Source organism: Paenarthrobacter sp. CM16 (assembly GCF_013179505.1).
Taxonomy (GTDB): domain Bacteria; phylum Actinomycetota; class Actinomycetes; order Actinomycetales; family Micrococcaceae; genus Arthrobacter.
Window position 1 is genome coordinate 1 of record NZ_JABMCX010000107.1, and the last position, 14,981, is coordinate 14,981.

Consider the following 14,981-nt stretch of genomic DNA (forward strand, 5'->3'; position numbering starts at 1 on the left):
GAGGCGGTGCGGTCCGCTTATCAGCAGCTGGGAGAGAACGTCCCGGTTGCCGTCAGGTCTTCAGCCACCGCCGAGGACCTGGCCTTCGCGAGCTTCGCGGGTCAGCAGGACACCTTCTTGAATGTGGTGGGCGGGCACGCCGTCCTGGACGCAGTGAGCCGCTGTTGGGCTTCGCTATGGACGGACCGGGCCGTGACCTACCGGACCGTCAACGGCATGGATCATGCCTCGGTCACCCTGGCTGTGGTGGTTCAGGAGATGGTGGATTCAGCTACTGCCGGCGTGATGTTCACTGCCAACCCTGTAACGGGAAACAGACACCAGACGGTGATTGACGCCAGCCCTGGCTTGGGAGAGGCAGTTGTCTCCGGAGCCGTGAACCCGGATCAGTACGTTGTTGACCTTCGCCGCCGCGCCATGGTGAAGAGGAGCTTGGGGGACAGGCAGGTGGAGATCAGGGCGCTCCCAGGCGGCGGCACGGAACGCGTTGAACGGAGCGCCGGGTCCCTGCGCGACCAACAAGCCGGTTCCGAGCCCCAGCCCTGTCTCAGCGAAACCCAGGTCCTGAAATTGGCGGACCTGGGCCAACAGATCCAGGGGCACTACGGAGTCCCGCAGGACACGGAATGGGCCATCGACCCAGCGGGAAAACTGTGGATCACCCAAGCAAGGCCCATCACCACCTTGTACCCGCAAACCACGCGCACCCCTCCCACCCCCGGAGAGCATGCCTTCCTGAATTTCAGCCTCGCCCAGGGGCTCACCAGGCCGCTGACGCCCATGGGCTTGGCCGGGATTCGGCTCATCGCCTCCTCTGTGGCAAGGACTGCGGGCTTTGACGTCCCGGATCCGCGGTCCGGCCCGCCGCCGTATTACGAGGCCGGGCAGCGCATCTTCTTTGATCTCACTTCGGTGGTCAGGAGCAGGGTCGGCCGGGTGATCGTGCCCCGTGTTTTCGACGTCATGGAAGCCCGCTCAGCCAGCCTGATACGTGGTCTTTTTGATGATCCACGCTTCGCTGTGACCATCAAGACACCCTTGAAGCTGATTCGCCACGTAGCTCCGGTCGCAGCCAAGTACCGCGTCCCGGAAACGCTCTTACGCGGTCTATTCCGCCCCGGTGCGGCAATGAAGCGCGTGCAGGGGCTTGGTTCGAATCTGCGGACCTCCCTGGCCGTCCCGGCGGAAGCCACAGCCCATCAGAGGATCGGCCACGTCCAGCGAATCCTGGGTGAGGAGCTTTTCGCCACAGTCCCCCAGGTACTGCCGCTTCCTGCGCTGGGCTTTGCCATGCTGGCGCTGGTCAGTCGCCTTCTGGGCGACCAAGCCTCCTCCGGGGAGCTTCAAACAGTGCTACGGGGCCTGCCAAACAACGTCACTACGGAGATGGACCTGGCCCTGTGGCAGCTCGCCTCCGGGATTCGGGAAGACCCCGACGCCGTTGCCTCCATCACCGGTCGGTCGGCGATAGAGCTGGCGGAACAGTATGGGAACGGAAGCCTCCCGGCCGTTGCCCAGGCCGGGTTGGCTTCCTTCCTGAACACTTTCGGGCACCGGGCGGTCGCAGAGATCGATCTCGGAATGCCGCGCTGGTCAGATGACCCCACCCATATCCTTGGAGTCGTCTCCAACTATTTGAGGCTCCCTGACGACGCGGAGGCACCGGACCAACAGTTCGCGCGGGCAGCTCGCGAGGCCGACAACCAGATAGCCCGGTTCGTGGCCCGCGCCAGGACCAAGAGCCCGCTGCACGCAGCGATCGTCAGAGTTGCCCTGGACCGGACACGGCGCTTCGCAGGACTGCGCGAGTTGCCAAAGTACAACCTGGTCCTGGGATTGTCCGCTGCGCGGAAGCAGCTGCTCCTGGTCGGGGAGGAGCTCGCCGCAGCGCATCGGATCCAACGTCCCGAGGACATCTTCTTCCTGGATCTGGACGAAGCCGAGACCGCACTGGCCGGAGACGAGCTGCAGGAGTTGATTGCAGAGCGTCGTGAGGCCTATGAGCAGGAACTGCGGCGGAGGCATATACCGCGGGTGCTCATGTCTGACGGCACTGAACCAGAGGCTGCGCCCGGAACCAACCGCACGCAGCGCCCGGGCACTTTGTCCGGCAGTCCGGCGTCGGCGGGGCAGGTCACAAGCCCTGCTCGCGTCATCATGGATCCCGTCGGCGCCCACCTGGAGCCCGGAGAAATACTTGTGGCGCCGTCAACGGATCCTGGCTGGACGCCGTTGTTCCTCACGGCCGGCGGGTTGGTCATGGAAATGGGCGGGCCCAACTCGCATGGCGCTGTGGTGGCCCGCGAGTACGGCATTCCTGCAGTCGTGGGAGTTCCGGATGCCACAGCGCGCATCAGCACCGGGCAGCGCGTCACCGTGGACGGTGCCGCGGGGAGCGTGGCTATTGAGGACGCGGGAGGTGCGGCCGGCTAAGCGTGCTGGTGTGATTCGTGCTCGGAGTGGCTTACAGGCTCCAACTGGAAAGTGCAGTGCTCCGTGTCGAAGTGCCGGCCGAGGCAGGATCCCAGCTGATCCAGGATGTTGTCTGCCCCGCTGGCATTGAGGACCGCGTCCTCCACCACCACATGGGCCGAGAAGACGGGGACTCCGGAGGTAATGGTCCAGATATGGATGTCGTGGGCGTCCACCACTCCGTCAACGGCAATGATGTGCTCGCGGATCATGTTCACGTCCACACCCTTGGGCGTGGCCTCGAGCAGGACGTCCACCACATCGCGCAGCAGATGCCAGGCGCGGGGAATGATCATCACTGCGATCAGCATCGAAGCGATGGGGTCGGCGGCGCTGATTCCCGTGGTCATGATCACCACAGCCGCGACGATGACGGCGATGGAGCCCAGGAGGTCGCCCAGGACTTCAAGGTACGCGCCGCGGACGTTGAGGCTTTCCTTCTGTGCTCCCTGCAGGATCAGGAGTGAGACCAAGTTGGCTACAGCACCCAAAATGGCTGCCCACAGCATGACGTCCGTCTGGATCTCCGGGGATTCCCCGAAGCGGCGGATGGCCTCGATCATGATCACCACGGCAATGACGATCAGGATCAGGGCGTTGGCCAACGCGGCCAGGACCTCGGCCCTTTGGTAGCCGTACGTTCGCTGGTCACTTGCCGGCCGGGTAGCTATCCACGCCGCCATCAGGGCAATGAACACACCTGCCGCATCGGAGAGCATATGCCCGGCATCGGCCAACAGCGCCAAAGATCCGGACACGACGGCGCCGATCACCTGGATGCCCACCACCCCTAAGGTGATGGCGAGGACGGCAATAAGCCGCTTCCGGTGCTTGCCGGTTGCTGTGACTCCGTGGGAGTGGTTGTGGTCGTGCCCCATGTCTATAAGGCTAGCCCCAGCCGAGTTCGTGCAAGCGATCGTCGTCGATCCCGAAGTGGTGTGCGATCTCGTGGACCACTGTGATGGCCACTTCATCAATGACTTCTTCGCGGGTGCTGCAGATGTCCAGAATGGGCTGCCTGAAAATGGTGATCCGGTCCGGCAGGGAACCAGCCTCCCACCAGGAATCGCGTTCGGTCAGCGGGACGCCTTCGTAAAGGCCCAGCAGGACGGTGTCCGGATCTTCGCCCGGTTGGGGCGTGTAGTCGTCCTCAATAAAAACGGCTACATTGTCCATGGCACTGGCCGCTTTGGGCGGGATCAGTTGGAGGGCGTCACTGACAGCTTCTTCGAATTCCTCGGGTGACATGTCGAAAGCCGGGGTGTGCCCAACCGAGGCGTGTTCAGCCGGGCTGTGCACCGCATTCCTGGCCGGGAGAGGCGATGACGGGCGCTCGCCGTCCGGAACAATGGGCAAGCCGGGTGGAAGATTCGCGGGCATGATCTGACTTTAGTCCGCCCAGGCAGCATCGGCGCCGTGTGTGATGAGAGATACTAAAAGTCAATCCTCTCTCGACAGACACAGGAACCGCATGACCGGCACCTCTTCCCTCGCGCCTGAGCCCCTCGACGTCGTCGTAGTTGGTGAGGCGTTGATCGACATTGTGGAGTCATCCGAAGGCCAAGTGGAGTATCCAGGCGGTTCTCCGGCAAACGTCGCTTTCGGTCTGGGCCGTTTGGACGTCAAAACCGGCCTGCTGACCGCCATTGGACGCGACACCCGCGGCGATGCCATCGCAGCACATCTGCACAGCGCCGGCGTGGTGCTGTTGCCAGGCTCCATGTCAGCAGGCAAGACGGCCACGGCCACCGCGCGGATATCAGCCGACGGTTCCGCCGACTACACGTTCGATATTGACTGGAAACTGGCTCCGCTTGCCCTGCCCTATGCGCCAAGGATCCTGCACACAGGCTCCATCGCCACCTTCCTGGAACCCGGAGCAAGCGTTGTGCGCAGCCTGCTGGAGCAGGCTCAAGGCGGGTGCATGGTCACGTACGATCCCAACATCCGCCCCGATCTCCTGGGAAGTCACCACGAGGCACTGGCCCTCTTTGAGGAAATAGTGCCGCTGACCGACGTCGTGAAGCTCAGCGGTACCGATGCCCGTTGGCTATACCCGGGCAAGGCGCTTGAGGACACGGCAAACCACCTCTTGGCCCTCGGCGCCGGGTTGGTCGTTGTGACCCAGGGGGTCAAGGGATCACTCATGGCAACGAAGCACATACAGCTCAACGTCCCTGCCGTCCCGGCCACGGTGGCGGACACCATTGGCGCCGGTGACTCCTTTACGGCAGCCCTCATCATGGGGCTGTTGCTGCGGGGCAGCGACGGATTGGCGCCCACCGTCATGGAGCGGATCGGCACCATCGCCTCCATGGCGGCTTCCATCGCCGTCGGCCGCCCAGGTGCCAACCCGCCCACACACCGCGAACTTTTGGTGGGAATGGCCCGCTAACGCAGCGGCTTACGGGTTCGACGCCGGGTCAGGCCAACGCCGATCAGGCACACCACGCCCCCGATCAGCCCCCAAATGGTGGGGACTTCCTGGAGGACAGCCCACGAAATCAGGATGGTGGTGCCCGGAACCAGGTAGGTTGTGGCCGCAAGCTTTCCCGCCGAGATCAGGGAAAGCGCGTACGCCCAGGTGGTGAAGGCGATGGCCGTGGGGAAAATGCCCAGGTAAACCAGCCCGAGGGTCGCCGGCAGCGGTGCCGCTTGGATTTCGGAAATCAACTGTCCCGTCCAGGGCAGGCAGCAGATGGCGCCCACCATAATCCCGAACCACGTTGCCTGCCCGGCCGTGAACTTCCGGAGTACGGGTTTCTGCAGGATCGCGCTCACTGAGGCGAGCACAGCGGCAAGCAGGCACAACAGCACACCGGCGACGTCCGCCGTCGAGCGCTGGCCGGAACCCAAAGCGATCATCGCAACGCCGCAGAACGCCACACCGCTGCCGATCAGGAGCCACCGCGGGAAGCCCTCCTTGAGGAAGATTCCAGCAAGGATGGCGATCAGGATGGGGGAGACGTTGATCAGCATGGCGCTGGTGCCGGCGTCGAGTACGTGTTCCGCGGCGTTCAAGGCCACGTTGTAGCCGCCGAACCACATCACCCCGTACGCAACGATCGGCAACCATTCCCGACCCCTCGGCCACACCTTCAGCGTCGGCAGGACAACGATTCCAAGCACGACGGCGGCCACCGCCAACCGTCCCAGCGTCAAGGAGCCGGGGGAGAAGCTGGGGCCGACCGCGCGGATGCCCACGAACGCCGACGCCCACAGGACGACGGTAATGATGACGGCGGCGATGCCGAGCTTACTGATGGCTGCTCCCGGCGCGGGGGTGGTGCGCCGGGGCAGGTCCGGGGAAGGCTGGCCGGGTTCGGCCGGGGTGGTGGTTGTCATGAGCCAAATCTATCCGGCAGGCAGCGGGGGCGGCTGGCGGTTTTCGGACGCGTCAGGACAAGATCCTGCCAATGTTCGGCTGGCGTCCTCCCTGGGCTCTTCCTGCGTGTTCGCGAGGGGCGGGCTCTCGGCACTTTGGGTGTCTCTTTGGGCTGAGATCCAACCCCTCGAAGGTCATCGGATGGGGTGTCCAGATGCCCGGCAAATCCTCGATTTGGGAATATCGCCATCTATGCTCTAAAGTTTTAGAGTCCAGTTCGGACGAGCGAGACACGGAAAGAACGCGTAAGCGTCGCTTTTGTTTTGTGAAATCCGAATTGAGTTCAGGCCCCCATCGTCTAGCGGCCTAGGACACCGCCCTTTCACGGCGGCGGCACGGGTTCGAATCCCGTTGGGGGTACGCAAGGAAGTGGTAAACCGGATGAAAAAAGTCTGGTAAGCTAGAAGCCTTGAAAAAAACGCGGTAGAGATACTGCAAACGCAAGGCCCTGTAGCGCAGTTGGTTAGCGCGCCGCCCTGTCACGGCGGAGGTCGCGGGTTCAAGTCCCGTCAGGGTCGCTCTGAGCGCCGAAGAAATTCGGTTCTCAAGGTGACATGTCACCTAGGCTCTGTAGCTCAGTTGGTAGAGCGTTCGACTGAAAATCGAAAGGTCACCGGATCGACGCCGGTCGGAGCCACCAGCTAGAACCCTCGGTTATCCGGGGGTTTTTTGCTTTAACATTCGCGCCTCCGGCCGAAGCCCCTTGGAATTTTAGCGGGCATCCCAAGCGCCGGCTTTTGATAACGAGCATCTCAATTGGCCGCCTCGATGCTCGTTAGCTTAGTCACTTCCTCCAAGCTGCCGATGGATTCTGGAGTCTGGCACCCTTCTCGCTTGAGGTGGATTGCTCGTAAGCCAGCGTTGCGGGCGCCTGCGATGTCGGTGAGGTAGTTGTCGCCCACGTACACGGTCGCTGCCGGCTCGAGGCCCATGCTCCCGCAGGGCAGGAGGAAGGCCCTTGCGTCCGGCTTGGCGAAACCAGTGAGCTCTGAGCTGAAGACCCTGTCAATGAGGCGCTCAAGGCCGATTCTCCTGATCTTGGAGGCTTGCTGCTGGTGATTCCCGTTGGTAATGACACCAGCCGGGATACCGATGGAGCGCAAGTGCTGCAGAGCGGGCACGGCGTCGGGAAATGCGGCCCAGGCTTGCTCGTAGCTCTCAAGATAGAAGGCGAACAGCGTGTCGAGGGTGGCGTCCGAGCGGGGAATGGAGTCTCCGGCGAGCGGAAGAAACTGGCGAAGCCGTTCGCGGCGTTGTTCGTGGAAAGAAAATTCTCCACCAAGGAACCGACTGTAGTTGCGCTGCTCAATCTCAAACCAGGAACGTTCGAGTTCACGGGATGGCGTTCTGCCGAGGTGCTGCAGGAAGCCGGCCAGTCCCGCGCTGGCGGAGCCATGATGATCAAACAGCGTGTTGTCCAGGTCAAACAGGACTGCTTGTAGTGGCACCATCACACCCTAGCCGCTTGCGGCCCATGAATCGGCATGAGCGCGCTTCAACCCGGCGTTGCGACCGCCCTGCAACATTTCATCGGCGATGAATCGCGCCAACCGAATCTATTGACGCCTTCGATTCCCCGTGACACCATGATGACCACATCTTGATACCGGTATCAACGTGTTTCAACTCTCTCAGATCGTCATAGTGAAAGGACCATCCGTGCTTGGCTTCAAAGAAGAGGAATTCCTCACGCAGACCCGCAGCGCACTGGCACTGCAGGGGCAGATCGAAACGGTGGTTGACTCCATCCAGCAGCGCGGGATGACCAACCTGTTCCTCATCGGTGCCGGCGGAACCTATGCAGCAATGCTGCCGTACGAGCACTTCATCCGGTCCCGCTCCACCTTGTCCGTCCGCGCGTCCATCGGCAAAGAGCTAATGCTGACCCAGGATCCCACGTTCGGCCCCGGATCCGTGGCTGTCTTCGCCTCTGTATCGGGTACTACCGAAGACGTGATCGAGGCCATCGAGTTTGCCAAGGCCAAGGGCGCCTACACCGTCGGGTTCACCGGATTCGGTGACAGCCCGTTCGCTAAAGCCCTTGACGTGGCCTTGGTGACCGAACCCAAAACCTGGCCGTTCGATATCCCCATGATTCTCTTGAGCACTCGTCTTCTCGCCGCGCGGGGCGAATTTGAAGGGTACGAAGAGCTGGCTGCAGAACTCCAGACCGTCCCTGAAAGCCTGGTCGATGTCGCCCGCCAAGCAGAATCAGTGGCTGAAGCGTTCGCTGAGAAGAACAAGGACGCTGACTACCATTTCCTGGTGGGCACCGGGAACCTGTGGGGCCTCACCTACCTGTATTCGATGTGCATCCTGGAAGAGATGCAGTGGCTCCGGACCACCCGCGTGCACGGTGCCGAGTTCTTCCACGGTTCCCTTGAACTCATCGAGGAAGACACCAGCCTCATGTTGCTCCTGGGTGAAGACGAAACCCGCCCTCTGATGGATCGGGTGGCCAAATTTGCCGAGAACTACAACAAGAACACCACTTTGCTGGACAGCAAGGATTACGAACTCCCGGGGGTCAGCCCTCGATTCCGCGCACTCCTTGCCCCGCTGATCCTGGACACGGTGCTTGACCGTTTCAGCAAGCACCTCGAGCGCGTCCGCAACCACTCCCTGGATCTGCGCCGCTACTACCGGGTGGTCGAATACTGACCAGCGCAACGCCCGCAAAGGCATAAGGCCCGCGCTGCGGGCCCGGCACTGTCCGGGCCCGCAGATTCGAGACAGGAAGAGCATGAAAGTAATCGGTTTCGGGGACAACATTGTGGACCGTTTTCTCGACCGTAAAGTGATGTACCCCGGGGGAAACTGCGTCAACGTTGCGGTCTTTGCCCGCCGGCTGGGCGTTGAATCCGCCTACCTCGGCGTTTTTGGCTCGGATCCGCTGGGCACCTTTGTCCGCGATGCCATTGATGCGGAGGGTGTTGACACCAGCCGGTGCATCATTCGCGACGGCCTCAACGGGGTCACTGAAATCAAAGTGGTGGACGGCGACAGGATCTTCCTGGGTTGGAACCAGGGAGGCGTCACCACAAGCGATCCCTTCGTGCTGGACGATGAACACCTCAACTACCTTGCCTCGGCCCAGCTGGTACATTCGAGCGTCTACTCCGCCTCGGAGAACCAGTTGCCTGCCCTGCGAAGTGCTGGGACCTTGGTCAGTTTCGACTATTCGTCCGAGCCCGAACGTAGAACGGACGCCTATTTGGCGCAGACTGCGCCCTACGTGGACCTGGCACTTTTGTCGTGCGGAAACATGACCGTTGCCGCCGTCGAAAATGACCTTAAACGCGTCCACGCAGCGGGCGTCTCGCTTGCGGTGGGGACGCGCGGCCAGTCGGGCGCAGTGATGTACGACGGCGAACGCTTCCTGACGCAGGCGGCGGCAGCTACCGATCCGCTGCGGTTTGCGGACACGATGGGTTGCGGCGATGCCTTCCTGGCCGGGCTGGTGGTCAGTCTGTTGAGCTCCGGTTGGAGTCGATCGTACCGGCCGCCGGTTGAGGCCTGCCGGAAGGCCCTGGTCCGAGGGGCCGGGTCCGCCGCGGCGCAGTGTTATGTGGAGGGGGCCTTCGGTCACGGCCGGGCAGTCGAGGTAGCAGCCGGGCACGCGAGGTAGCTACTAGGATCTGATGCAGAGACAAATCAACGGACGGAACCGCCAACGCGGATTCCACAACTGAAGGGGGCCGGATGGCGACGGATCATCAGAACCACCCGGCTGCCCCGACCATAACCGAAGTGGCAGCAGCCGCCGGCGTGGGCAGGGCGACGGTTGCCCGGACCCTGGGGAACTATGGATCGGTCAGTGAAGCCACACGGGCCAAGGTGATGCGGGCAGCCGAGAAATTGGGCTACCAACCAAACACGTTGGCTCGAAGCATGACCACCGGGGTCACCAAAACCCTCGGAATCGTGCTGGCAGATGTGGCAAACCCCTTCTTCTCAGGCGTGCTCAAAGGTATTTCGGAAACCGCCAAAACGGCCGGCTACGATGCCATCATCCTGAGCACTGACGAGAAGCTTGAGCTGGAGCGCGACGCGATCGCCGTCTTGCTGGCGAAGCAAGTGGATGGCCTCGTTGTGGCCTCAGCTGCGGGGCGAAGTGATGACGTCTCCCATCTTTCCAATGCCATTGATCGAGGAACCCCTGTGGTTCTTATCGACCGCCTGGTGGACAAACTGGAGACGGATTCGGTGGTGATCGACAACCGGGAAGCCGCGAGGTCTGCCGTTGCCTCGCTCATTCACAATGGTCATCGGCGCATAGCATTCGCGTGGGGGCCGGTGACCCTGAGCCCGGCGACGGATTTGAAACAGATGCACAGCATCCTGGACGAAGCGCTTTGGAGTGACGGCGAGCGGTTGAGGGGTTACCTCGATGCGCTCGAAGAGGCCGGGATTCCTTTTGATACTGCGCTCATCACCCACGTTCTCAAGAACGAGGGCCAGGCGACGCGGGCTATCAGTGGAATGCTCGCCCTTGCGGACCCACCCACTGCCATCTTCACCACTGAGACTGAGGCAACGGTGGGCGCCCTTCATTCCTTGCGTGCCAAAAACCTGCGCTTGCTGAAGGACGTTTCCCTGATCGGGTTCGACGACAGTCCTTGGGCTGCCGTCATGGAACCCCCGCTGACCATGATCCAGCAACCCATGCGCCAAATGGGGGCGGTCGCTTCCCAGCAGCTCATCGCGAGGATCGACGGCGATACTTCTGCCCCCAAGAAGCATGTCCTGCCCTCGCTGCTGGTTGCCCGCTCGTCGGATGGCCCTGTGCGGGCTGCCGGCAGCGAATAGAAATTTCCCTGCCCTAATTTTCTTTGCTCTCTTCCCCGATGCCTCAAATCATGATTCACTGTGGTACCGGTATCACAAGTTTCACCCCAACGTTCCAATCAGGAGTTACCCTTCAGCCCGTCTCCGTGAAGCCACCCAACGGCGGGCATAACTTCCCACTCCCATAGAGGAGACCCGGCTGATCGGCCCTTCGACCGAAAGAAGAACTGATGCGTAAAAGCACCCAATCACTGATGGCATTGCTGGCCGGCGCCGCTTTGGCGCTTACCGGCTGTTCCGACGGCGGCAGCCAACCGGCCGCTGTCCTGGATCCCAATGCTGAGCCGCAGTACACAGGAACCCTCAGCATCCTCACCAAGTTCGGCGGGGATCCCCTGGAGCCCTACTTTGAGGACCTGGCTTCCGAGTACAAGAAGCTGCACCCGGAAGTGTCCTTCGATCTCATCCAGGAGACGGACCAGAGCATCAAGGACAAGACCAAAACTCTGACTGCGTCCCAGGCCATGCCGGACATCTACTTCACCTGGGCCGGCAGCTGGGCCAACAACTTCATTGACGGTGGCCTCGCAGCAGATCTGACCCCCGTCATTGCCCCTGGCACTGAGTGGGGAAACAACTTCGGGGAATCCGCGCTGAAAGCATTTGCCAAAGACGGAAAGTACTTCGCAGTCCCGCTCTACAACAACGGCAAGTTCATGGGGTACAACCAGCGGATCTTCAAGGAACTGAACCTGACACCGCCGTCCACCTTCGACGAACTCATTTCGTCTTGCTCAGTGCTAAAGGAAGCCGGCTACGAGCCGATCTCCTTCGGAAACAAGGACGGTTGGCCGGGCCTGCACTACCTGCAGCAACTCTTCGCCTACGAGGTGCCCGCCGAAACGCTGCAAGGGGATTTCAGCCCTGCAACAGCCAAGCTCGAGGACAAGGGCTACCTCAAGGCCATGGACCAGTTCACCACCTTGGTCAATGAGTGCACCGGCAGCGGCAAGGATTCCAACGGCGTTCTCTACACCACGGCCCAGCAGGCCCTGGCTGAGGGGAAGTCCGGTATGTACTACCAGGAGATCCTTGAATTCGACTCCACCGCCTCCGCCGATTCAAAGCTCAAGCAGGATGGGTTGGGCATTTTCAAGCTTCCGGCGGCAGTAGATGCCAAGGGCGATCCGAAGGCCATTGAAGGTTCCCCCGAGGGCTACATCATCAATGCGCGCTCCAAGAACGCCGCACTTGCGGCCGACTTCATGAAATTCGCTACCAACAGCCAGAACGCTGCCAAACTTTCCGCTCCGCCGTATGGGCAGCCCAGCGCCGTCAAGGGTGCGGTTTCCACCGAGAACTCCTCAGTGCCTGTGATCGAGGGCATCAAGCAGGTAAACGAAGCATCTGCCGCCATCACCTGGCTGGACTCCGTTACTGTTCCTGCCGTTGCTGATGCCTGGTTGGCCGGCGGGGAAGCCTTGGTGGCCGGAACACAGACCCCGGACCAGGTTCTTGCTTCTGTCCGGGCTGCTTCCAGTGCAGGAAAATAGCAGGCAGTGCCATGACTGTTTCCGATACTGCCTGGAAGCCCGCGGCTCCGCCTCCGGCACCTCTTTCCACTAAGTCGCCGAAAAGCCGGACACGCAAGTCTGCCCGGACGCATGGCTGGCGCAACGTTGTGTGGGTGCTGCCGGCAGTTCTGCTGCTGGGCGCGTTCGCCTACTTGCCCCTGGTGCAGAACCTTGGGTTCAGCTTCCTCAAATGGGACATCTACAGCGGCCGACAAACCTTTGTGGGCGCGGACAACTACGTCCGCATGTTCAACGACCCCATCTTCTGGAAGTCACTCCTTAACAACTCGCTGTACGCGATCATCTCCATTGCCTTCCAAGTATTCGGGGCGATGATCCTCGCAGCAATGATCGAGGGACTGCGAAGCCAGCGTTGGAGGGGAATCCTCCGTGCGGTCTACTTTGTGCCGTCCGCCATCTCCCTGACAGTTGCCGGTCTCTTGTTCTACTTCATCTATGAACCGGAGATGGGCATTCTCAACGCGGCCTTGGATTTCCTGGGCCTCGGAAATTTCACGCAAGCATGGCTGGGACAGGAAAATACGGCGATCTTTGCCATCATCGCCATGAGCCAGTGGCAGGGCTTTGGATACTGCACGCTTCTCTTCTCGGTGGCCCTTCAACGAATCCCCTCCGAACTGTATGAAGCTGCGTCGATCGACGGCGTTGGCCCGTTCCAGCGTTTCTTCTCGATCTCCTTGCCGCTCGTCAGGGAAATGACCGGCCTCATGATGATCGTTACGGTGTCCGGAGCCTTCCAAGTGTTCAACGAAGTCATGGTGATGACCAGCGGAGGGCCCAACAACTCCAGCCAGGTCCTTGGCACATGGCTCTACAGGAGTGGATTCGTCCGCAACGACTTCGGTTACGCGGCCGCCGTCGCCACTGCCGTTTTCATCATCACCCTGGTCCTGGCCGTCATTCAGCTACGCATCTCCAAGAAAAGGAGGGTCCAATGGTGACGCGCTCAGCCCTGCTGCTGGTACTCGGCCGGGTCCTCATTAAGGCGTTCCTGGTTGCCCTCGCCGTCGTTGTTGTTTATCCCTTGGTTTGGATGCTGCTCAACGGCGTGAAGTCCAACGCCGAACTCTTTTCCAACCCTTTCGCCCTGCCCGTTGCATGGAAATGGGAGAACTACATCACGGCATGGAACCGCGGGGTGGGCGACTACCTCACGACCAGCGTCCTGGTCACCGTTGCTTCCACCATTGCGACAGTATTTATCAGCGCATGGGCTGCCTATGGCTTGACCCGGGTCAACATCCCCTTCAACAGGGTGGTGCTCATTCTCATCCTTGGCGGACTGATGCTCGCTCCCACGGTTGCCCTGATCCCGCTGGTCAAGATGTTCCAAAGCCTGGGGCTTTACAACAATCTGTGGGCGCTGCTCATCCTCTACACGGCATTCCGGGTTCCGTTCACCACGTTCCTTATCCGGGCTTACATGATGGACCTGCCCGCCGAGGTGGATGAGGCAGCATCCGTGGACGGAGCGTCGAAGGCCCGGGCCTTTTGGCAGGTCATCTTGCCCATGTGCAAACCGATCCTGGTTTCCACTGTCCTTCTGAACATCCTCTTCACGTGGAACGAGTACCTGTTCGCCATGGTGTTCACCAGCGGGGGAGCGTTGCAAACCCTGCCGGTGGGGCTCACCAACTTGATGTCGAAGCACGGCACGGACTATCCCGTGGTCTTCGCGGGCATGGCAATCGCGGCAATTCCGGTGATTGTGCTGTTCTTTGCCGGACAGCGGTACTTCATCCGTGGACTCGCCGACGGAGTGGGTAAGTAGTGATGGGTTTGGAGCATGTACTGGGCTTGGATCAGATCAGTGGATCGAACTTCGCCTACCAGCACCACACCCTCCAGCGTTGCCTCGATGACATGGCCGGGCTGGGAAGGACGAAGGTGGAGCTTTGGGGCATCGCCCCGCACCTTCACATTCCCCATGTTGAGTCAGCACATCTGAAAAAAGTCAGGAGTCAGCTGTCGGAGCGCGAGCTCAGCGTCGCCTGCCTGACCCCTGAACAGGTTGCGTATCCGGTCAATATTGCCTCCAGGGAGGACTGGCTCAGAGATCACAGCTTGCAGTTGTTCTTGCGAGCCGCGGAAGTGTGCAGCGAGTTGGAGGCTCCGCTCTTGTTCCTGACCGCGGGACGAGGGTACGAGGACGAACCAACTGAGCTCGCTTGGGCGCGTTCGGCCGAAGCCCTGCAGACCATCACTCAGCGCGCTGCCGAACTTGGTGTGGGATGCGTTCTTGAGCCCCTTCAACGTGTTGAGTCGAACCTGGTCACCGATGTCAGCTCGCTCCGGTCAATGCTCGACGACGTCGGATCCTCAACTTTGGGGGTGGTGATTGACACAGTTGCCATGACAGCGGCTGGAGACGACGTCAGCGACTACGCGAAGGCCTTTGGCGAGGACATCCGACACGTTCATTTGGTTGATGGTGCTCCCACCGGACACCTGGCTTGGGGCGATGGAGTTCTGGACCTCGATGAGATCCTGCGCGACCTCAGCCGGCTGAACTACAGCGGAGCGCTGACCTTTGAACTCTTTGGGGACGGCTCCTACGCACTGGAGCCCCGCCCCGCAGTAGAGCGGTGCCTGGAAGCCGTTAAAGCGAGACTGACCACGTTATCTGCCTAACCGGTCTTGGCGTCGGGGCAGCCCCAGGAGTTGGGGTTTTCCTGGCAGGTGTCGGCGACGAGTGCTCTTTCTGTTTTCCAGACGTGGATGGTTTGGGCTGGTGTGGTGAG

At 61.3% G+C, this 14,981-nt stretch carries 13 protein-coding genes and 3 tRNA genes; 12 read left to right on the top strand and 4 right to left on the bottom strand.

From position 1 onward, the window contains the following. Positions 1–2,433: PEP/pyruvate-binding domain-containing protein (locus HP499_RS11245; protein WP_172324159.1), on the top strand; the 2,433-nt coding region annotated here is incomplete at its 5' end. Here HP499_RS11245 and HP499_RS11250 read toward each other — a convergent pair. Beyond that, positions 2,430–3,350: a cation diffusion facilitator family transporter gene (locus HP499_RS11250; RefSeq protein WP_172324160.1), complete on the bottom strand. Its 921-nt coding sequence runs from the start codon at positions 3,348–3,350 to the stop codon at positions 2,430–2,432. The two genes, HP499_RS11245 and HP499_RS11250, sit on opposite strands and share 4 nt — an antisense overlap. Positions 3,351–3,360: 10 nt before the next feature. After that, a complete protein-coding gene (locus tag HP499_RS11255; protein WP_172324161.1) occupies positions 3,361–3,852 on the bottom strand; it encodes a metallopeptidase family protein in 492 nt (163 codons plus the stop codon). A gap of 91 nt (positions 3,853–3,943) precedes the next feature. On the opposite strand from HP499_RS11255, the gene HP499_RS11260 reads away from it, so the two are divergent. Next, positions 3,944–4,867 (top strand): carbohydrate kinase, encoded by a 924-nt coding sequence (locus tag HP499_RS11260; RefSeq protein ID WP_172324162.1) that lies wholly within the window; start codon positions 3,944–3,946, stop codon positions 4,865–4,867. On the opposite strand, the gene HP499_RS11265 is transcribed toward HP499_RS11260, so the two are convergent. Next, complete coding sequence (locus HP499_RS11265) at positions 4,864–5,817, bottom strand: DMT family transporter (RefSeq protein WP_172324163.1); 954 nt, start codon at positions 5,815–5,817, stop codon at positions 4,864–4,866. The two genes, HP499_RS11260 and HP499_RS11265, sit on opposite strands and share 4 nt — an antisense overlap. 327 nt (positions 5,818–6,144) lie before the next feature. Between HP499_RS11265 and HP499_RS11270 the strand changes: the two genes are divergently transcribed. From HP499_RS11270 to HP499_RS11280, 3 genes are all read left to right on the top strand, one after another. After that, positions 6,145–6,217: transfer RNA gene (locus HP499_RS11270), tRNA-Glu, on the top strand. An 84-nt stretch (positions 6,218–6,301) separates the two neighbouring features. Then, a tRNA-Asp gene (locus tag HP499_RS11275) sits at positions 6,302–6,375 on the top strand. A 46-nt stretch (positions 6,376–6,421) separates the two neighbouring features. Further along, positions 6,422–6,497: transfer RNA gene (locus HP499_RS11280), tRNA-Phe, on the top strand. A 112-nt stretch (positions 6,498–6,609) separates the two neighbouring features. Here HP499_RS11280 and HP499_RS11285 read toward each other — a convergent pair. Next, positions 6,610–7,305 carry an HAD family hydrolase gene (locus HP499_RS11285; protein WP_172324164.1) on the bottom strand — a complete coding sequence of 232 codons (696 nt, stop codon included), beginning with the start codon at positions 7,303–7,305 and terminating at the stop codon, positions 6,610–6,612. A 211-nt stretch (positions 7,306–7,516) separates the two neighbouring features. Here HP499_RS11285 and HP499_RS11290 point away from each other — a divergent pair, with 211 nt between their 5' ends. From HP499_RS11290 to HP499_RS11320, 7 genes are all read left to right on the top strand, one after another. After that, positions 7,517–8,518, top strand: coding sequence for an SIS domain-containing protein (locus HP499_RS11290; protein WP_172324165.1), 1,002 nt, complete (start codon positions 7,517–7,519; stop codon positions 8,516–8,518). An 82-nt stretch (positions 8,519–8,600) separates the two neighbouring features. Further along, positions 8,601–9,485, top strand: coding sequence for a PfkB family carbohydrate kinase (locus HP499_RS11295; protein ID WP_172324166.1), 885 nt, complete (start codon positions 8,601–8,603; stop codon positions 9,483–9,485). Positions 9,486–9,559: 74 nt separating this feature from the next. Further along, the gene (locus tag HP499_RS11300) at positions 9,560–10,666 is read left to right on the top strand and encodes a LacI family DNA-binding transcriptional regulator (protein ID WP_172324167.1); all 1,107 of its coding nucleotides are present in this window, start codon (positions 9,560–9,562) and stop codon (positions 10,664–10,666) included. A 209-nt stretch (positions 10,667–10,875) separates the two neighbouring features. After that, positions 10,876–12,198, top strand: a complete 1,323-nt coding sequence (locus HP499_RS11305) for an ABC transporter substrate-binding protein (protein ID WP_172324168.1) — start codon at positions 10,876–10,878, stop codon at positions 12,196–12,198. Between the two features lie 11 nt (positions 12,199–12,209). Continuing rightward, a complete protein-coding gene (locus HP499_RS11310) occupies positions 12,210–13,181 on the top strand; it encodes a carbohydrate ABC transporter permease (RefSeq protein ID WP_172324169.1) in 972 nt (323 codons plus the stop codon). Further along, positions 13,175–14,011 (top strand): carbohydrate ABC transporter permease, encoded by an 837-nt coding sequence (locus tag HP499_RS11315; RefSeq protein ID WP_172324170.1) that lies wholly within the window; start codon positions 13,175–13,177, stop codon positions 14,009–14,011. Before HP499_RS11310 ends, HP499_RS11315 begins: the two co-directional genes overlap by 7 nt. A gap of 2 nt (positions 14,012–14,013) precedes the next feature. Continuing rightward, entirely contained in the window at positions 14,014–14,871 is an 858-nt protein-coding gene (locus HP499_RS11320; RefSeq protein WP_172324171.1) for a sugar phosphate isomerase/epimerase, read from the top strand. Positions 14,872–14,981 lie beyond the last annotated feature (110 nt).